The sequence below is a fragment of the Streptomyces sp. RB17 genome (assembly GCF_009604455.1).
Lineage (GTDB): Bacteria > Actinomycetota > Actinomycetes > Streptomycetales > Streptomycetaceae > Streptomyces.
This window is the reverse complement of record NZ_WEGL01000007.1, coordinates 478968-497492: the sequence shown is the minus strand read 5'-3', so window position 1 is coordinate 497492 and position 18525 is coordinate 478968. Positions and strand designations below refer to the sequence as shown.

The 18525-nt window shown below is 71.5% G+C and carries 18 protein-coding genes and 1 tRNA gene; 9 read left to right on the top strand and 10 right to left on the bottom strand.

All coding sequences use genetic code 11. From position 1 onward, the window contains the following. The first annotated feature begins 21 nt into the window (after positions 1-21). Together rlmB and SRB17_RS30740 are read left to right on the top strand one after the other, a co-directional pair. Complete coding sequence (gene rlmB / locus SRB17_RS30745) at positions 22-963, top strand: 23S rRNA (guanosine(2251)-2'-O)-methyltransferase RlmB (protein ID WP_153543381.1); 942 nt, start codon at positions 22-24, stop codon at positions 961-963. A gap of 153 nt (positions 964-1116) precedes the next feature. Then, the gene (locus SRB17_RS30740) at positions 1117-2811 is read left to right on the top strand and encodes a DoxX family protein (RefSeq protein ID WP_153543380.1); all 1695 of its coding nucleotides are present in this window, start codon (positions 1117-1119) and stop codon (positions 2809-2811) included. Between the two features lie 82 nt (positions 2812-2893). On the opposite strand, the gene SRB17_RS30735 is transcribed toward SRB17_RS30740, so the two are convergent. The 3 genes from SRB17_RS30735 to msiK form a co-directional block, all read right to left on the bottom strand. Continuing rightward, positions 2894-3625, bottom strand: coding sequence for a nucleotidyltransferase family protein (locus tag SRB17_RS30735; RefSeq protein ID WP_153543379.1), 732 nt, complete (start codon positions 3623-3625; stop codon positions 2894-2896). Between the two features lie 111 nt (positions 3626-3736). After that, complete coding sequence (locus tag SRB17_RS30730) at positions 3737-4198, bottom strand: hypothetical protein (protein ID WP_323376475.1); 462 nt, start codon at positions 4196-4198, stop codon at positions 3737-3739. A 242-nt stretch (positions 4199-4440) separates the two neighbouring features. Next, positions 4441-5577, bottom strand: a complete 1137-nt coding sequence (msiK, locus tag SRB17_RS30725) for a diacetylchitobiose ABC transporter ATP-binding protein MsiK (RefSeq protein ID WP_153543378.1) — start codon at positions 5575-5577, stop codon at positions 4441-4443. Positions 5578-5783: 206 nt separating this feature from the next. On the opposite strand from msiK, the gene SRB17_RS30720 reads away from it, so the two are divergent. After that, a tRNA-Thr gene (locus SRB17_RS30720) sits at positions 5784-5860 on the top strand. A 41-nt stretch (positions 5861-5901) separates the two neighbouring features. Here the strand turns inward: SRB17_RS30720 and SRB17_RS30715 are convergent. Then, positions 5902-6813 (bottom strand): aminoglycoside phosphotransferase family protein, encoded by a 912-nt coding sequence (locus tag SRB17_RS30715; protein WP_153543377.1) that lies wholly within the window; start codon positions 6811-6813, stop codon positions 5902-5904. Here SRB17_RS30715 and SRB17_RS30710 point away from each other — a divergent pair. From SRB17_RS30710 to SRB17_RS30700, 3 genes are read left to right on the top strand one after another with little or no spacing between them, the layout of a single operon-like run. Further along, positions 6812-7465: a rhomboid-like protein gene (locus SRB17_RS30710; RefSeq protein WP_194294185.1), complete on the top strand. Its 654-nt coding sequence runs from the start codon at positions 6812-6814 to the stop codon at positions 7463-7465. The two genes, SRB17_RS30715 and SRB17_RS30710, sit on opposite strands and share 2 nt — an antisense overlap. A 10-nt stretch (positions 7466-7475) precedes the next feature. Continuing rightward, positions 7476-8882, top strand: coding sequence for an NAD(P)/FAD-dependent oxidoreductase (locus SRB17_RS30705; protein WP_153543376.1), 1407 nt, complete (start codon positions 7476-7478; stop codon positions 8880-8882). Positions 8883-8914: 32 nt separating this feature from the next. Next, complete coding sequence (locus SRB17_RS30700) at positions 8915-9448, top strand: GNAT family N-acetyltransferase (protein WP_153543375.1); 534 nt, start codon at positions 8915-8917, stop codon at positions 9446-9448. On the opposite strand, the gene SRB17_RS30695 is transcribed toward SRB17_RS30700, so the two are convergent. The 3 genes from SRB17_RS30695 to SRB17_RS30685 all read right to left on the bottom strand — a co-directional run bounded on the left by SRB17_RS30695 (position 9437) and on the right by SRB17_RS30685 (position 13230). Beyond that, positions 9437-10951 carry an MFS transporter gene (locus SRB17_RS30695; RefSeq protein ID WP_153543374.1) on the bottom strand — a complete coding sequence of 505 codons (1515 nt, stop codon included), beginning with the start codon at positions 10949-10951 and terminating at the stop codon, positions 9437-9439. The two genes, SRB17_RS30700 and SRB17_RS30695, sit on opposite strands and share 12 nt — an antisense overlap. An 89-nt stretch (positions 10952-11040) precedes the next feature. Further along, a complete protein-coding gene (locus tag SRB17_RS30690) occupies positions 11041-12012 on the bottom strand; it encodes a zinc-binding dehydrogenase (protein ID WP_153543373.1) in 972 nt (323 codons plus the stop codon). 57 nt (positions 12013-12069) lie between these two features. Next, positions 12070-13230, bottom strand: a complete 1161-nt coding sequence (locus SRB17_RS30685) for an NAD(P)-binding protein (RefSeq protein WP_153543569.1) — start codon at positions 13228-13230, stop codon at positions 12070-12072. A 186-nt stretch (positions 13231-13416) separates the two neighbouring features. Here SRB17_RS30685 and SRB17_RS30680 point away from each other — a divergent pair, with 186 nt between their 5' ends. Continuing rightward, positions 13417-14106: a pentapeptide repeat-containing protein gene (locus SRB17_RS30680; RefSeq protein WP_153543372.1), complete on the top strand. Its 690-nt coding sequence runs from the start codon at positions 13417-13419 to the stop codon at positions 14104-14106. 15 nt (positions 14107-14121) lie between these two features. Here SRB17_RS30680 and SRB17_RS30675 read toward each other — a convergent pair whose 3' ends face one another. Continuing rightward, complete coding sequence (locus tag SRB17_RS30675; protein WP_323376474.1) at positions 14122-14622, bottom strand: hypothetical protein; 501 nt, start codon at positions 14620-14622, stop codon at positions 14122-14124. 78 nt (positions 14623-14700) lie between these two features. On the opposite strand from SRB17_RS30675, the gene SRB17_RS30670 reads away from it, so the two are divergent. Beyond that, on the top strand, positions 14701-16092 hold the full coding sequence (locus SRB17_RS30670; RefSeq protein WP_153543371.1) for a M1 family metallopeptidase: 1392 nt from the start codon (positions 14701-14703) through the stop codon (positions 16090-16092). A 27-nt stretch (positions 16093-16119) separates the two neighbouring features. Here the strand turns inward: SRB17_RS30670 and SRB17_RS30665 are convergent, their stop codons facing one another. Continuing rightward, entirely contained in the window at positions 16120-17088 is a 969-nt protein-coding gene (locus SRB17_RS30665; RefSeq protein ID WP_323376473.1) for a bifunctional GNAT family N-acetyltransferase/NUDIX hydrolase, read from the bottom strand. Positions 17089-17194: 106 nt separating this feature from the next. Next, complete coding sequence (locus SRB17_RS30660; protein ID WP_153543370.1) at positions 17195-17770, bottom strand: TerD family protein; 576 nt, start codon at positions 17768-17770, stop codon at positions 17195-17197. A gap of 156 nt (positions 17771-17926) precedes the next feature. On the opposite strand from SRB17_RS30660, the gene arfB reads away from it, so the two are divergent. Further along, positions 17927-18364: an alternative ribosome rescue aminoacyl-tRNA hydrolase ArfB gene (gene arfB, locus SRB17_RS30655; RefSeq protein WP_153543369.1), complete on the top strand. Its 438-nt coding sequence runs from the start codon at positions 17927-17929 to the stop codon at positions 18362-18364. Positions 18365-18525: the final 161 nt, after the last annotated feature.

Sequence of the window (18525 nt, the reverse complement as noted above, 5' to 3'; positions counted from 1 at the left end):
GACGCAGAGAACAGGTAGGTCATGGCCGCGAACAACCGCCGCATGTCCGGCAAGAAGGGCGCGCAGGTCGGCAGCGGCGGCAAGCGGCGCCGGGGCCTGGAGGGCAAGGGCCCGACCCCGCCCGCCGAGATGCGCAAGGGTCACGCCAAGCAGCGCGCCGCCGCGGCCAAGACCCGCCGTGCCCAGGGCCGCCCGCAGCAGCGCCGGGGCGGCGGCAGGTCGACCTCCGAGCTGGTCGTCGGCCGCAACCCGGTCGTCGAGGCGCTCCGCGAGGGCGTTCCCGCCAACACCCTGTACGTCCAGCAGTTCATCGACAACGACGAGCGCGTCCGCGAGGCCCTCCAGCTCGCCGCCGAGCGCGGCAACATCAACCTGATGGAGGCCCCCCGCCCCGAGCTGGACCGCATGACGAACGGCCTCAACCACCAGGGCCTCGTCCTCCAGGTCCCGCCGTACGAGTACGCCCACCCCGAGGACCTGCTCGACGCCGCCGCCGACGAGGGCGAGGACCCGCTCGTCGTCGCCCTCGACGGCGTCACCGACCCGCGCAACCTCGGCGCGGTCGTCCGCTCCGTCTCCGCCTTCGGCGGCCACGGCGTCGTCGTGCCCGAGCGCCGCTCGGCCGGCATGACCGCCGGCGCCTGGAAGACCTCCGCCGGCACGGCCGCCCGCACCCCGGTCGCCCGCGCCACCAACCTCACCCGCGCCCTGGAGGCGTACAAGAAGGCCGGCATCACGGTCGTGGGCCTGGCGGCGGACGGCGAGGTCGAACTCGGCGACCTGGAAGCACTCGACGGCCCGGTCGTCATCGTCGTCGGCAGCGAGGGCAAGGGCCTGTCCCGCCTGGTCGGCGAAACCTGCGACGCCCGCGTCCGCATCCCGATGCCGGGCGGCGCGGAGTCGCTCAACGCCGGCGTGGCGGCGGGCATCGTGCTGTACGAGGCGGCCCGCAGGCGCAGCTGACGTAACGGCACGCCGACGGGACTGAACACCCGTCCGCGAATTCACCCTTGCGGGGTAATTCTGGCGCCCATGTGGCGTTCGAGGCCGCTTTGACGGGGTCCGGACACATCCGCCCGGTCAAAGCAGTGTCCTAACTCCACGTCGCTCGGTTAGATGAGTGTGGACACCAGAACACCCCGCACACCCACGGGGGGACGCTCGTCGGGATTCCAGTCCGGGGCCGACGACGCTCCCGCGCTGAGCATGGTGAAGGTGCCGAGCGATCCGGCGCAGGTCATCGTCAATCACGCCAGCTTCCGCGTGCAGCTGGGCGCATCGACGAAGCGCGCCCAATCCCCGCGGATCGCCCGGCATCTGAGCGCCGCCCAGGACGCCGCCCGGATGCCCGTCGTGGGCACGGCGGGCCGGCCGGGCGCCGCGGCCGGCCGTCGCCGCCCCGTCGTGTGGAGCGGCAAGTCCGCCCCCGACGACACCGGCGCCCACCGGCTCCTCCAGGCCGTGCGGGGCAGCAGCGTCCGCCACGTCGACGAGCCCGAGCCCGGCGCCACCCAGGTCATCCCACGCGTCGGAACCGACTACGACGACGCCTACGACAGGCTGGACCAGACGGTCGAGACGCCGGTCGTGGGCCACCAGCGCACGGCCCCCGACGCCACCGCCGGCACCCGCCTGCTCCCGCACATGCGCACCGTCGGCGGCGCCTACGACGAACCCCCCTACCCGGACACCGACTTCGAGCCGTACGACGGCCACGACGGCTACGGCGAGTACGACGAGTACGACGACTACGCCGACCCCTCCGACCCCGATGCCCCCCGCCCCGCCCGCCGGCACGGGGACGACCCGGCCCGGCACGCCTACTTCCCCGGCCGCCGGATGAACCTCGGCGTCGTCCTCCTCCCCCTGCGCATCTTCCTCGGCTTCATCTCCGTCTACGCCGGCATGGGCAAGCTGTGCGACCCGCTCTACTTCGACGGCGGCAAACGCGGCTCCATGGTCAAGTGGCTCAACACACTGCACCCCTGGGAGGTCGCCGAGCCACTGCGCCAGTTCGCCCTGCACCACCCCGTCGGCTCCGGCCTGGTCATCGCCTTCCTCCAGGTGGCCGTCGGCGTCCTGACCGTCCTCGGCTGCTGGCAGCGCGTCGCCGCGATCGTGGGAGCCCTGCTGTCCGCCGCCCTGATCGTCACGGTCAGCTGGAAGACGGTCCCCGCCTACGACGCCCCCGACATCATCTACATGGCCGCCTGGTCCCCGCTGATCATCGCCGGCGCCCCCGTCTACTCCGTGGACGGCCGCCTGGCCGCCGGCGCCTGGCGCCGCCTCGGCCCCCGCGCCGACATCTGGGACCTGCGCCGCTACGTCCTGCGCCGCGGCGCCCTGATCACGGCCGTCACCGTCGGCGTCACCCTCCTCGTCGGCTCCCTCCTCGGCGGCGCCGTACGCGACTCCAGCCGCGTCGTCGTCCCCGGCCCGGGCGAGGCCCCCCGCAACAACCTCCCCGGCTCCCCGGTCCCCCAGGAGCCCGGACAGCGCAAGAAGACCCCGTCCGCCTCCACTTCGCCCACGGGCGGCGCCACGGCCGGCGCGAGCCCCTCCGGCGCGGCGACCACCCCGGGCGCCACCCGCAGCGCCGGCGGTACGACCACGACCCCCAGCCAGACCCAGGGCACAACGGGCCAGACCCCGCCCCGCCAGTCCTCCCCGACGGGCGGCGCCCCGAGCACCACAGCGGGCCCGACCAGCACCGGCGGCAGTTCCACCTCCGGCGGCACGTCCACCTCCGGCGGCTCGGGCGGTTCTTCGTCCAGCGGCCAGCCGGGCCTGGTGGGAGGCCTGCTGGGCTGACCGAGCCGGACAAAAGGGGCCCCGTACCAGTGGAGGTACGGGGCCCCTTCTTGACGGCACGACTACCGCTTCGACGGCACGACTACCGCCCCAACGCCGCCAACTCCTTGGCCGCCTCGGTGAGATCCTTGGCCGTATCGATGGCCCGCCAGTAAGCCCCCTGCGGAATTGGGAACCCGGCAAGCTTCCGCTCCCGGGCCAGCCCGGGAAACGTGGTCCGCTCGTGATCCCCCCGCTCCGGCAGCAACTCCGCGAACCCGGGCGAGAACACATACACACCCGCGTTGATCTCGAACGTCGACGGCGGGGCCTCGATGAAGTCGGTGATGTGCCCGAACCCGTCCGTCTTCACCGCACCCCAGGGGATACGCGGCCGGGCCAGGGCCAAGGTCGCTACGGCGTCCCGCTCGGTGTGGAAGTCGGCCATGTCCCGCAGGGAGAAGCGGGTCCAGATGTCGCCGTTGGTGGCGTACCAGGGCCGATCCGGGTGGGGAAGACGCGCGGCGGCGTACTTGAGGCCGCCGCCACGGCCGAGGGGCTCGGTCTCCACCACGGTGGTGACGGAGAGCGGCAGGTCGGCGGAGTCCAGCCACTTCTGCAGGACGTCGGCGAGGTGGCCGCAGGACACGACCACGTCGGTCACGCCTTCCTCGGCGAGCCAGGTCAGCTGATGGCCGATGATCGGAGTCCCCGTGCCGGGGATCTCGACCATCGGCTTGGGCCGGTCGTCGGTGTACGGACGCAGCCGGGAGCCCTGGCCACCGGCCAGGACCACGGCTTGAGTGGGGCGCGACGCGGCGTTGGGATGGGTCATGACCGCACTGTACGTGGCCCACGCCCGGGGCCGTCCGGCGGTGGCGCGCTCCTCGGGCAGCCGTTACCCGAAGGAGCGCTCACCGGCTTTTGGCCCTGCCCGGCGCCCCGTTCAGCCGCGCGCGGCCAGCACGCCCGAGGCGAACGACGTGTCGCACACCGGACGGGCGTAGGACTGGGCGCGCGGGACGCCGTAGATGCGCGCCGCCGCCTGGCCCAGGGCGCGGGCGATCGCGGAACAGTGCCGGGCCAGCGAGGGGCGCCCGTTCACCGCCTGCTGGAGGTGGGTGAGGACGACACCGGGGTTCCTTTTCTGCAGCTCGGCGATCAGCCGGTCACGGAGCACGTCCTCCGGAGCGCGGGAGACCGTCTTGGTGGAGACCTCCGCCGAGGAGACGTCCGAGGCGGCCAGCACCGAGCTGGAGGGGCTTCCCGTCCAGTTGACCCGGGTCACCGCGAGGGTTCCCGAGAGCACCAGGACGACGGGCAGGACAAGGGCGAGAGTGCGGCCGATCCGGCGGGCAGGGCCGCCCCGGTGGCCGCGTCGCGTCTGAGGGTTGGTGGAGTGCTTCACGCGTGTGAGGGTAGCGCGGGGTAATGATTTGGCGACATTTAGTCACCCTTTCGGGGGATGAGACAGTGCCACTTTCTGGGTAAGGGGTTGACGAGGCCCGCCCGAATTGATTGCTGTGCCGGGGTATATCCACACGCGCAAACAGCGCGAAAGGGGCCCTGCGGCACTCCGCAGGGCCCCTTTCGTCAACGCGGCACAAACACGCAGCTCAGCCTGTGTGCATGCGTGCCGCGCACACGCGCTCAGTCGGAGAGACGCTCACCCGTGGACGTCGAGAACACGTGGATCTCACCCGGCCGCGGCACCACGTGCAGCGTGGAGCCCTTCTCCGGCACGGAACGGCTGCTGACGCGGACCACCAGGTCCCTCTTCTCGCCGCCGACCTCGACGGTTCCGTACACGTAACCGTCGGCGCCGGTCTCCTCGACCACGTTCACCGACACCGCGAGACCGGCCGGAGCGTCCGCGCTGTCCTTCGTCAGGGACGCGGCAGTGCCGCCGTTGTGCTCGACCACGTCGAAGTGCTCGGGGCGCACACCCACGGTCACCGTCTTGTCACCCTTGTCGGTGGCGGCCTTCAGCGCCTCCCGGTTGACGGGGACGACACTGTTGCCGAACTTCACGCCACCGTCGGTGATCGGGACCTCGATCAGGTTCATGGCCGGGGAGCCGATGAAGCCGGCGACGAAGAGGTTCGCGGGCTTGTCGTACATGTTCCGCGGCGAGTCGACCTGCTGGAGCAGACCGTCCTTGAGCACGGCCACCCGGTCGCCCATCGTCATGGCCTCGACCTGGTCGTGGGTGACGTAGACCGTGGTGATGCCGAGGCGGCGCTGCAGCGACGCGATCTGCGTACGGGTGCTCACACGGAGCTTGGCGTCCAGGTTGGACAGCGGCTCGTCCATGAGGAACACCTGCGGCTCACGCACGATCGCGCGGCCCATGGCGACACGCTGACGCTGACCACCGGAGAGCGCCTTCGGCTTGCGGTCCAGGTACTCGGTGAGGTCGAGGATCTTCGCGGCCTCCTCGACCTTCTGCCGGATCTCCGCCTTGTTGACACCCGCGATCTTGAGCGCGAAGCCCATGTTGTCGGCGACCGTCATGTGCGGGTACAGAGCGTAGTTCTGGAACACCATGGCGATGTCCCGGTCCTTGGGCGGCAGGTGCGTGACGTCGCGGTCACCGATGCGGATGGCGCCGCCGTTGACGTCCTCCAGGCCCGCGAGCATCCGCAGCGAGGTGGACTTTCCGCAACCCGACGGGCCGACCAGGACGAGGAACTCGCCGTCCTCGATCGCGATGTCGAGCGAGTCGACGGCGGGCTTGGTGGAACCCGGGTAGATCCGGGTCGCCTTGTCGAACGTGACAGTGGCCATGGTGATGGGCCCCCTTCTACCGGCAGGAACGTGCCGGACGATCCGTTGTAGGAAGGTGGTTGGTGTAGTCCACACGAGTGAACTGGCTCAGGACGGTACCTGGCGTTCACGCGATCTGTCAGCACCTCGGCCACTGTGAACTTCGCGGAAATTTTCGACGGGACCCGCCGAGGACCTGGGTACACTGCACGAGCACCCAGGTGCACGCCTCCTTAGCTCAGCTGGTCAGAGCGCCGCTCTTGTAAAGCGAAGGTCGTCGGTTCGAATCCGACAGGGGGCTCCATAGGCCGATGACCTGGGGTTTCTCCCAGGTCATCGGCATTTTCAGAGCAGGCGCCGCCCGATCTCCAGCTGCCGTTCCTCGATCGGTCGGCCGTCCTTCACGTCCCACAGGGTGTTCTGCAGGAGTCGGCCCAGGGTCCAGGCGCGGGCCCGCTCCCGGTCCAGGCCGAGCACCTCCGTCATGGCGTCGAAGCGGCGGCGTACCTCGGCCGCCTCGAAGCGGTTGTCCAGCGCCGGCCACAGTTCGAAGCCCGGGTCGCCGGCGAGTGGCTTGGGGTCGATGGCGAGCCACTCGGCGCGGCCGGCGGCCAGTACGTTCTCGAAGTGCAGGTCCCAGTGCAGCAGCCGGTCACCGGGCTCTGCGACGACCTCACGCAGCGCGGCCGCGCAGTCGGCGATCGTCCGGCGCGCCCCGAGGTCGGGGATGTGCTTCAGCGCCCACGGGGTCTGCTCCAGCATGGCCTCGGCGATGTCGCCGAGCCGGCGCATCCCCGGCGGCGCCGGGACGGACGTCAGCCGGGCCAGCAGCCGCGCGATGACCACGACGGCCTCACGCGTGTCGTCGGCGGCGGACAGCATCCGGGACTCGTCCAGCCGCTCCAGGAGCATGGTGCCCGTCGTCGGGTCGTGGTCCAGGAGTCGTACGGCTCCGTCGCCGTCCCATGTCCGCAGTGCGACGGGCTCGCCCTCGGTCTCCTCGTCCGGCAGCTGCAGCTTGAGCACGGCACGGCTGTCGTCGGCCCGGACCACCGGCAGGACCAGTGCACTGACACCGTTCATGGAAGGCCCGTCGAGCCGCAGCTGCCACCGGTGCAGGAAGGTCGCCGTGAGTTCCGGCAGGCCCGCGATGAACGCCCGCCCCGCCGCACCGTTGTAGGTCTCCTGGGCCTGCGCGAGATCACCGGGGATGTCAATCACGGACCGGACGATACTGGCGTGCGTGAATCGGCTCATGCGAATCAACCGGGGCCTCGGCGGTGTGTGGGCGTATGTCCGCAGCGCTCCCGGCACGTATGTGTGGCTGTTGGTCCTGTTCGTCACGACCGTCGCGCTGCACCAGATGTCGCCGGAGTTTGAGCAGCACTTCCTGCGGCAGCGGTCGACGAACATCCATGAGCTGTCGCGCAACCCGGTGCGGGTCCTGGTGGCCAGTGCGATGTGGATCGACAGTGGTCGCTGGCTCCCCTACGTCGTGCTGTACACCGTTTTCCAGGCGCCCGTCGAACGCTGGCTCGGCACGGCCCGCTGGCTCGCGGTGTGTGCCCTGTCGCACGTCCTGGCCACCCTCATCAGCGAAGGTGCCCTGCTCAAGGCGATCCGGGACGGCATGGCCCCGCACTCGGCCGTCAACACCCTGGACACCGGGGTCAGTTACGCCCTGGCAGGGGTCATCGGCGTGCTGACCTACCGCATCGCGCCACCCTGGCGTTACGCGTATCTCCTGGTCATCCTGGTCGTCTTCAGTCTGCCCCTGGCCTCGGGACGTACGTTCACCGAACTCGGCCACTTCGTCTCGGTACTGATCGGACTGGCCTGTTACCCGCTGACCAGAGGCCGTGGAAAAGCATGGAATCCGAAGGAGACACTGGCCGCTCCGAGGGGTTAACGTCCGGGCCATGAGCAGCACGGCGAGCAGTGTCGTCAATGGTGGGGTCTCCTTCTGGTACGCGGATGACGGTCTGCCTGCGGTACGTGAGCCGCTGCCGGGGGACGCGACGGCGGACGTCGCGATCGTCGGTGGCGGTTACACCGGTCTGTGGACCGCGTACTACTTGAAGAAGGCCGCGCCCTTCCTCCGTATCACCGTCCTGGAGCAGAAGTTCTGTGGCTATGGCGCCTCCGGCCGTAACGGTGGCTGGCTCTACAACGGCGTCGCCGGCCGTGACCGGTATGCGAGGCTGCATGGTCGTGAAGCGGCCGTGCGTCTGCAGAGGGCGATGAACGACACGGTCGCCGAGGTGATCGCGGCGGCGGAGGCGGAGGGTATCGACGCCGACATCCACCGGGGCGGCGTTCTGGAGGTGGCCACCACTCCCGCTCAACTGGCGCGCCTCAAGGCCTTCCACGAGCACGAGCTGTCGTACGGCGAGAAGGACCGGGAGCTCTACGGTGCCCGGCAGACCGCCGAGCGTATTCGTGTCGCCGACGCGGTCGGTTCGACCTGGACCCCGCACGGCGCGCGGCTGCACCCGGCGAAGCTGGTGAAGGGTCTCGCGGCGGCGGTGGAGGCGCTGGGTGTCACGATCCATGAGTCGACCCCGGTGACCGAGATTCGTCCCCAGCACGCCGTGACTCCGTACGGCACGGTCCGCGCCCCGTACGTCCTGCGTTGCACGGAGGGCTTCACCGCGTCCCTGAAGGGCCAGCGGCGCACCTGGCTCCCGATGAACTCCTCCATGATCGCCACCGAGCCGTTGACGGAGGACCAGTGGGCGTCCATCGGCTGGGACGGCCGGGAAACTCTGGGCGACATGGCCCACGCCTACATGTACGCCCAGCGCACCGCCGACGGCCGTATCGCGCTCGGCGGACGCGGGATCCCCTACCGCTTCGGATCCAGGACGGACAACGACGGCCGCACGCAGGAGGCGACCGTCGAAGCCCTCCGGGAGATCCTGACCCGCTTCTTCCCGGCCCTCGCCGGAGTGCGCGTGACGCACGCCTGGTCCGGCGTCCTCGGCGTACCCCGCGACTGGTGTGCGACGGTGACGCTGGACCGTTCGACGGGCCTCGGCTGGGCCGGCGGCTACGTCGGGTCCGGTGTCGCCACCACCAACCTGGCCGCCCGTACGCTGCGCGATCTGGTCCAGCGGGATTCCGGCCAGGGCGGCCGGACCGAGCTGACGGATCTGCCCTGGGTGAACCACAAGGTCCGCAGGTGGGAGCCCGAACCCTTCCGCTGGCTCGGTGTCCACGGCATGTATGCCACCTACCGCACCGCCGACCAGCGGGAACGTCTGCGGCCGGGGACGGAGTCCTCGCGGCTGGCGAGGGTGGCGGACCGGGTCGCGGGGCGGCACTGAGCGGCGGGGGGACGCCGGGTTAGCCTCGCCGCATGATTCGTACCGCGATCCCTGACGACATTCCCGTCATCCATGGCCTGATCCGTGAGCTGGCCGAGTACGAGAAGGCTTCGCACGAGGCGAGGGCGACGCAGGAGCAGCTGGGGGAGGCGTTGTTCGGGGAGCGGCCGGCGGCGTTCGCGCACATGGCTGTGGACGACGCCACCGGGGAGGCCGTGGGGTTCGCGCTGTGGTTCTTGAACTTCTCGACCTGGCGTGGGGTGCACGGGATCTACCTGGAGGATCTGTACGTGCGGCCGGGTGCCCGTGGCGGCGGGCACGGCCGGGCGCTGCTGACGGAGTTGGCGCGGATCTGTGTGGAGCGCGGGTACGGGCGGCTGGAGTGGTCGGTGCTGGACTGGAACCGCCCGGCGATCGGCTTCTACGAGGCGTTGGGGGCGCGTCCGCAGGACGAGTGGACGGTGTACCGGCTGACGGACGATGCGCTGGCGGCGCTGGGGTCGGGTTCCGGCCCGGGTGGTGGTGAGTCGGCCGGGCGGGCTTGTCCGCTGGGGTCAGTTCACTGATTCGGGTACCGGGGCGTCGGCCGGCGCTCCGTGTTTCGGGGCCTTGGCCGTGACCATCAGGGCGGCGGTCAGTCCTGCCAGGAGCATCACGCCGGCCGCCCACCAGATGGCGATCGTGTAGCCGTGGACGACGCCGGCGGGGATCACGAGGGCCTTGGGTGCGCCGGTGCGCAGGTGGGCGGTGATGTACGCGGTGCTGCTGGTGGTGGCGATGGTGTTGAGCAGTGCCGTACCGATGGAGCCGCCGACCTGCTGGGAGGTGTTGACGGTTGCCGAGGTGACGCCCGAGTCGCGGGGGGCGATGCCGGAGGTCGCGGTGGCGAACACGGGCATGAAGGTCAGGCCCATGCCGAGGCCCATGAGGATGAGGGCGGGCAGAATCTCGGTGGTGTAGGAGGAGTGGACCGTCATGCGGGTGAGGAGTGTCATGCCGCCCGCGGCGAGGAGCATGCCGGGGGCCATGAGCATGCGCGGGGCGACGCGGTGCAGCAGCCGGGCGGAGATCTGGGTGGAGCCGGTGATGATGGCGGCGGTGAGGGGGAGATAGGCGAGGCCTGTCCTGACCGGCGAGTAGCCGAGGATGATCTGCAGGTAGTAGGTCATGAACAGGAACAGGCCGAACATGCCGATCGTCGCGAGCATCATGGTCAGGAAGCAGCCGGCGCGGTTGCGGTTCTTGATGATGTGCAGGGGGAGCAGCGGGTTCGGGGCGCGGTTCTGCCACCAGACGAACGCGGTGAGCAGGGCGATTCCGGCCGCGAAGAGGGCGAGGACCAGCGGGTCGGTCCAGCCGCGTGGTTCGGCCTCGCTGAAGCCGTAGACGATGGCGACGAGGCCGCCGCAGCCGAGCAGTGCGCCGGGTACGTCGAGGCCGGCCTCGCGGTGGCCGGGGCGGTCGTGCAGGAGGGCGAAGGCGCCGAACACGGCGATGACGGCGATGGGCACGTTGACGTACAGGCACCAGCGCCAGTTGAGGTATTCGGTGAGCAGGCCGCCGACGATGAACCCGATCGCCGAGCCGCTGCCGGCGAGGGCGCCGTAGACGCCGAAGGCCTTGCCGCGTTCGCGGGGGTCGGTGAAGGTCGTGGTGAGCAGGGAGAGCGCGGAGGGGGCGAGGACGGCGGCGAAGGCGCCCTGGAGGGCGCGGGCGCCGAAGAGCATGCCGGAGCTGGTGGCGGCGCCGCCGATCGCGGAGGCGACGGCGAAGCCGATGAGCCCGAAGACGAAGGTGCGTTTGCGTCCGACGAGGTCGGCGATGCGGCCGCCGAGCAGGAGGAGGCCGCCGAAGGCGAGGGTGTAGGCGGTGATGACCCACTGCCGGTTGCCGTCGGACATGTGCAGGGCGTGCTGGGCGGAGGGGAGGGCGATGTTCACGATCGTCGCGTCCAGGACGACCATCAGCTGGGCGAGGGCGATGACGACGAGGGCCCACCAGCGGTGTGGATCGGTCCCCTCGGGGGCCACTCGGGGGGTTCCTGCCGCACCCGTTCGGCCGATACTCATCTGGCCAGAAGACCACGAATCGGGGCGTATTGCATCCGTGTGTGCGGTGGGGCTGTTCGTGGCCTTCTTCAAGGTTTTCGGCGGGCGTTTCATGGTTCCAGTACCACCTTTCCGATGGTGTCGCGGTTCTCGAGTGCGCGGTGGGCGGCGGCCGCCCGCGCGAGGGGGAAGCGGGTGACGGCGGGCCGCAGCCGGCCGTGGGCGGCCTCGGCGAGCGCGCGCAGTTCGAGCGCGCGCAGGCCGCCGGCCCTGCGGAGCATGTCGGGGCCGAGCACGGACTGGGAGACGCCTTCGACGAGGTGGCCCGTGCCCTGCCCGATGCCTTCCGCCGACCAGCCGAAGACCAGGTGCCGCCCGCCCGGCCCGAGGAGGGCGACGGCCTGCCGGGCGGCCTCGCCGCCGACGCCGTCGTAGACGAGCGTGGCCTGCCGGGTCCCGAGGCGGGCGCGGACCGTGGCGGGCCAGGCGGTGTCGGTGTAGTCGACGGCGAGATCGGCGCCGTTCGCCCGGACGCGGGCGGTCTTCCCGGCGCCGCCCGCGAGTCCGACCACGGTGGCGCCGGCGTTCCTGGCGTACTGCACGAGCAGGGTGCCGATGCCTCCGGCGGCGGCGGGTACGACGACCACGTCGTCCGGTCCCGGTTCGGCGAACCCCACGATCCCGAGCGCCGTACGTCCCGTGCCGATCATGGCGACGGCGGCGGCGAAGTCCAGGTTCGCCGGGATCTCGTGCACGCGGTCGACGTCGGTGACGGCGAGTTCGGCGTACCCTCCGGGCGCGAAGCCGAGGTGGGCCACGGCCCGCCTGCCGAGCCACAGCCCGTCGACGCCGTCGCCGAGCGCGTCGACGACCCCCGCGACCTCGCGGCCGGGCACGGTCGGCAGGGCGGGCCGCTCGGGCAGCGGGCCCCGGTGGCCGGCGCGCAGGGCGGCGTCGATCAGGTGCACCCCGGCCGCGGCGACCGCGATCCGCACCTGGCCCGGGCCGGGGACCGGGTCCGGGGCCTGCTCGTAGGTGAGGTTCTCGGCGGGACCGAAGGCGTAGAGGCGGACGGCGTGCATGGGTGACCCCCAGGAGGACGGCTGACTCATCGGGCTTTTCGGGTCCACGCTCCGACCTCAAGCCCGCTTGAGGTCAAGGACGGGCCGGCCGAGGATCAGGGACACCGCGGTGACCGCGCTGTTGAAGGACACCTCCGACAGCACACCGGGCGCGGCCACCTGGTCGCCGGCGAGGTAGACCCCGTCGCCGCGGTCCACGGCGGGCCGGTCCCGCCAGCTGCTCCCCGGCGGGTCCACGGCCCCGGTACGGCCGTCCGCCACGGCTTCCCGCCGCCAGGTCAGCCGCTCCCGCCAGCCCGGGAAGCCCAGGTCGAGGAGTTCCTCGGCGCGGGCGAGGCCGTCGGCGCGGGACTCGTCCGGCCCGAGCGGGAACTGCCCCTGGATCAGCTGTTCCCCGGCCGGGGCGAGGGACGGGTCCGGTGCGGTGCACCGCTCCAGCCGGCCGGTCGCGTCGAGGTCGGAGAGGACGAAGGGGTCGCCGCGCCGGGTGCGGACGGCGAGGTCGAGCAGGACGGTACGGCCGCTGGGCCAGGTGAGCGAGTCGTCGCGGAGCAGCCGCCGGGCGGCGGGCAGGGAGGTGGCGACGACCACGGGGGTGTCGGTGGGCAGTTCGCCGACGCGGGACAGCGTCTCGACCCGCACGCCCAGCTTCCAGGCCCGCGCGGCCATCCGGTCGATCAGGCGGGCCCAGCCGCCGACCGGGTAGTGCGCCTCCGGCGGCAGTTTGGTGGCCCGGCGCAGTCGTTCCTGCACGAACGCGGCGGACAGGGCGCCGGGGTCGTGGTGGAAGAGGGCGACGGCCGCGTAGTGGGCGGCGGCGCGGGCGCCCTCCTCGCCGGCCACTCCGGTGGCCCAGCTCAGGAAGTCGGTGTCGACGGGCGCCTGCCGGACGCCGGGACGCAGCAGCTTCAGCATCCCGAAGGGCGGGGTGCGGCGCAGCGTGCCGTGGTGCCGCAGCCGCAGCCGGGCGGCCTGCAGGGCCGGGATCGGGGCGAGCGGTCCGATCAGGTCCCGCTGCCTGAGCCAGGTCCAGTGCGGGCCGCCGTTGTAGAGGGCGTGCGGGCCCTCGTTGGTGCGGTACGGCCCCTCGGCGGTGCGGGCCCGGCCGCCGAGGGTGTGATGGGACTCGTACACGGTGACCTCGGCGCCGGCCTCGGCGGCGGTGATCGCGGCGGTGAGTCCGGCGAAGCCACCGCCGACGACGGTGATGCGGTGCAGGGGGCGGTGCATGGGGTGGGCCCTCCCTCGGATCGGTACACCTGGCCGTGTGTATGGCTGTCGGTCGGTGACGGGCGTACGGCTGTCGGTCCGTGTATAGGACTGTTCGGCGGGGCCGGAATGTGACATCGCCGGGGTTTGCGCAGGTCAGGGGGGATTGTCAGTGGTGGGGTGCAGCATGGGGGCATGGCGAGGAGAGCGACGGGCGGCCGTGCGGTGGGCCGGGCAGGGGTGAAGGGCGCGCGACGGCCGGAGCTGCGGCTGCCGCCCCTTCGGCCGTGGGCCGAGGCGGAGTTGGAGCCGGACGGGGATTACGACGGGCTGGAATTCCGGGACGCCGACCTGACCGGGCAGGACGGCGTGGGCGCCCGGTTCATGGACTGCGCGCTGACCGGCTGCGTGGTGGACGATGCCGCGCTGGGCCGGGCCAGAGTGCTGGACTCGGTCCTGACGGGGCTGCGCGGGGTGGGCACGCATCTCGCCGAGTCCACGTTCCGGGACGTCGAGCTGATCGACGCCCGGCTGGGCGGCACACAGCTGCACGGCGCCGTCCTGGAACGGGTCGTGGTCCGCGGCGGCAAGATCGACTACCTCAACATGCGGGAGGCCCGCCTGAAGGACGTCGTCTTCGAGTCCTGCGTCCTGGTCGAGCCGGACTTCGCGGGCGCGACCCTGGAGCGGGTGGAGTTCGTCGACTGCGCGCTGAGAGAGGCCGACTTCGGCAGCGCGACACTGACGGACGTGGACTTGCGCGGGGCCGCTCCGCTGGAGCTCGTGCGCGGGCTGGACCGGCTGTCGGGGGCGGTGATCAGCACGGGGCAACTGCTGGATCTGGCACCGGCGTTGGCGGCAGAACTGGGGATCCGCGTGGAGTAGGCCCTCCCGCGGGCTCTACGGCACGCGTGGAAAGCGGGCCTGGAGCGTCCAGATCGCCGGGTTCTCCGCCAGGTCCTCATGGAGATCGGTCAGGTCGGCGATCAGGTCGTGCAGGAAGTCACGGGCCTCGCGGCGCAGTTCGGCATGGGAGAAGGACAGCGGGGACTCCTCGGCCGGCACCCAGTCGGCGGTGACGTCCACCCAGCCGAAGCGGCGCTCGAACAGCATCCGGTCGGTGGACTCGGTGAAGTCCAGCTCCGCCCGCTGCGGCCGGGCGGCGCGGGAGCCCATCGGGTCTCGGTCCAGTCGCTCCACGATGTCGCACAGCGCCCACGCGAAGTCCAGCACCGGCACCCATCCCCAGGCTGTGGACAGCTCCCGGTCCGTCTTCGTGTCCGCGAGATACACGTCACCGCAGAACAGGTCGTGCCGCAGCGCACGGACGTCCGCGCGGCGGTAGTCGGTCTGCGGAGGGTCCGGGAACCGGTTGGAGAGGGCGTAGCCGATGTCGAGCACGTCAGAGATGGTGTCACGCCTCGGCAGGAGCCTGACGACACACGGGCCCCTCGGACCCCGGCACCTAAGATCACTGACATGTCCAGATCCGTACGCCTGGTGCCGGCCGTCGCGGCCCTGCTCACCCTCGCCCTGACCGCCACCGCGTGCGACGGCGGTGTGCACGGCACCCCGGGCGGCTCCGGCGTACGCGACCCGTACTTCCCGAAGGCCGGCAACGGCGGCTATGACGTCGGGCACTACGACCTCACCCTCGACTACACCCCCGCCGCCCGCCGTCTCACCGGCACGGCGGTCATCACCGCCCGCGCCACCCAGGACCTGTCCGCCTTCGACCTCGACCTCGCCGGGCTGCACGTCGACTCGGTCACCGTCGAGGGCAGGAAGGCCCGCTTCAACCGGGCCGGCCAGGAACTCACCGTCCGCCCGCACGACGACCTGAGCAACGGCGAGACCTTCCGCACCACCGTCCGCTACTCGGGCGCCCCGCAGACCCTCACCGACCCCGACGGCTCGAAGGAGGGCTGGCTGCCGACCGCCGACGGCGCCCTCGGCCTCGGCGAACCGGTCGGCTCCATGGCCTGGTTCCCCGGCAACGACCACCCCTCCGACAAGGCCTCCTACGACATCACCGTCACCGTCCCCGAGGGCCTCCAGGCCGTCTCCAACGGCGAGTTGGCGGACCGGTCCACCAAAGGCGGCCGTACGACCTGGCACTGGCACACCGCGCAGCCCATGGCGAGCTACCTCGCCACGGTCGCCGTCGGCCACTTCGACCTCACCCGCACCACCGGCCCGCACGGACTGCCGGTCCTCACCGCTGTCGACCCCACGCAGGCGAAGGCGAGCGAGAAGGTACTGGCGCAGCTTCCCGACATCATCAAGTGGGAGGAGATCAACTTCGGGCCGTACCCCTTCTCCTCCACCGGCGCCATCGTCGACCGCCCCGACGACGCCGGCTACGCCCTGGAGACCCAGAACCGGCCCGTCTTCCCCGGCGCCCCGGACACCGGCACCCTCGTGCACGAACTCGCCCACCAGTGGTACGGCGACTCGGTCACCCCGAAGTCCTGGCAGGACATGTGGCTCAACGAGGGCTTCGCGACGTATGCGGAGTGGCTGTGGCGGGAGGACCACGGCGGCGAGAGCGTGCAGAAGCACTTCATGGACCTGTACCACGGCGACGACGAGGCCATCTGGGCCTACCCGCCCGCGAAGCCGTCGAGCGCCGCCCACATCTCCGACAGCCCCGTCTACGAGCGTGGCGCGATGGTCCTGCAGAAGATCCGGCAGAAGGTCGGCGACGACACGTTCTACGACATCGTCCAGGGCTGGGCCGCCGCCCACCGCCACGGCAGCGCGAGCACCGCCGACTTCACCGCGTACGTGGACAAGAAGGCCCCGCACCAGGACTTCACCGAGATCTGGAAGGACTGGCTGTACGGCGACGGCAAACCGGCCCACCCCTGACGGGGAAGCCGGTCCACCCGTGACGGGTTACGGCACCCCGGAGCTGTCCCACGCGTCCAGCAGCCCCGCGAGCCCCGGCGGCCACACCGGCTCGGGTGCCTCGGACAGTTCCCGTCGCGTCCACCAGCGCCAGGTGAGGATGCCGTCCGCGGTGTGCGCGGCGGCGAGGTGGGGGCCGGCCGGGTCGCGGCGCGGGCCACGGGCGGCGTAGACGTGCTCGTGCTGGCGGACCCGGGTGCCCGTGTGCGTGAAGTCGTGTTCCCAGGTGCACAGCAGCGGGCCCGGCTCGAGGTCGGTCCAGCCGGTCTCCTCGGCCAGCTCCCGCAGGGCGCCCTCGCCCGGGGACTCGCCGGGCTCCAGGCCGCCGCCGGGCAGCGCCCAGTGGACGCCGACCTCGACGTTGTCGTACCGGAAGAGAAGCACCGCGCCGTCCGGGTCCACCACGGCGATCCGGGCCGCCTTCCTCGGTGTGCGGGACGCCTCGCCCAGCACCTTGCGCAGCACCGCGCAGGGGCGGCCGAGGGCGCGGTCGGGGCGGTGGTCGATCACCTCGTAGCCGAGGGTGGTCCAGAAGGCCAGGGCCTTCGGGTTGTTCTCCAGTACCGCGAGCCGTACGGCGCTGCGGCGGCCCTGGGCGCGGAAGCGGTCCTCGACGAGGTGGGCGAGGGTGCGGCCGTACCCCTTGCCGTGCACGGCCGCGTCCACCATCAGCAGCCCGATCCACGGGTCCGGGTCGACGGGTTGGGGATGGTGGGCGAGCGTGCCCGCGAGTCCGACGAGCTGTCCCTCCTCCGTGCGGGCGAGCAGCACCTCGGCGCCCGGCACGGCCAGGTCCTCCGCCAGGGTGGCCGCGACCTGCTCGGGACGCACGTCGTCCGGGTCCGGGAAGTCGCCGCTGAGCCGGTGGAACTCGCGGTTGGACGCGTAGAGCGCGGTGAGTTCGGTCAGCAGCGCGGCCGGGATGTCCTGGCCGGGGCAGAGGGGCTCGAGGATCACGGGGGCACGCTATCCCGCGGGCCGGTCGCCCTCCACGGGATTTTCCCGGCGGCGGAAGCCCTGAGCCGCGTCCGCGCCCGGGGCCTCCGCTCGCTGTGACCGGGTGTCAGACATTCACACCGAAGTCCTGGGCGATGCCGACCAGGCCCGAGGCGTAACCCTGGCCCACCGCGCGGAACTTCCACTCAGCGCCGTTGCGGTACAGCTCGCCGAAGACCATGGCCGTCTCGGTGGCGGCGTCCTCGGAGAGGTCGTAGCGGGCGATCTCGGCGCCGCCGGCCTGGTTGACGATGCGGATGTACGCGTTACGGACCTGGCCGAAGTTCTGGCCGCGGTTCTCGGCGTCGTAGATGGAGACCGGGAAGACGACCTTGTCGATGTCGGCCGGGAGCGCGGCCAGGTTGACGTTGATCGCCTCGTCGTCGCCGGCGCCCTCGCCGGTGCGGTTGTCACCGGTGTGGACGATGGTGTTGTCCGGGGTCTGCTTGTTGTTGAAGAAGACGAAGTGCGCGTCCGAGTAGACCTTGCCCTGGCCGTTGACCGCGATGGCGGAGGCGTCCAGGTCGAAGTCCGTGCCGGTGGTGGTGCGGACGTCCCAGCCGAGGCCCACGGTGACGGCGGTCAGGCCCGGAGCCTCCTTGGTGAGCGAGACGTTGCCACCCTTGGACAGGCTTACAGCCATGTTGGGAGTCCCTTCCGTTGGATATGTGTGGTGCAGTGCCGTTGAAGCTACCGTCACCGGGGAGAACGTCCAGAGGGGTCCTGTCGGTTCCGGACCCCTTTACCTTTTTTACCAAGTCGGAAATCCAGGTGACGTGGGCCCGGCGCGACCGGGAACATGGAACGCATGTCCGGTCCCTACGTCGTTCGTGGCTCCGTCTCGCTTCCCGAGGCCGAGTTGATGTGGCGTTTCTCCAGGTCGTCCGGGCCCGGCGGCCAGCACGTCAACACAACGGACTCGCAGGTGGAGCTGCGCTTCGACCTCGCCCGCACCGAGGCGCTGCCGGCGGTCTGGAAGGAGCGGGCGCTGGAGCGGCTCGCGGGCCGGCTCGTCGACGGCGTGGTGACCGTACGGGCGTCCGAGCACCGCTCCCAGTGGCGCAACCGCGAGGCCGCCGCCGTACGCCTCGCCGCCCTCCTCGCGGAGGCCAGCGCGCCCCCGCCCAAGCCGCGCAGACCGACCCGGATCCCGCGCGGCATCAACGAACGCCGGCTGCGGGAGAAGAAGCAGCGCTCGGAGAGGAAGCGGGGCCGCTCGGGCCGGGACTGGGCGTGAGTCCGGTGGGCCGGCGCGTGAACCCGGCGGGCAGGGGGCGCGGCGAGGCCGGGCGGCGCCCGTCACCCGTACGGTCGCCGCGCGCGGGTGCGCCGTCACATCCGGGGCCTGCCGTTCGTCAGTGAGGCAGCGGACCACCAGCGCGACGGAGAGGCCGGGCA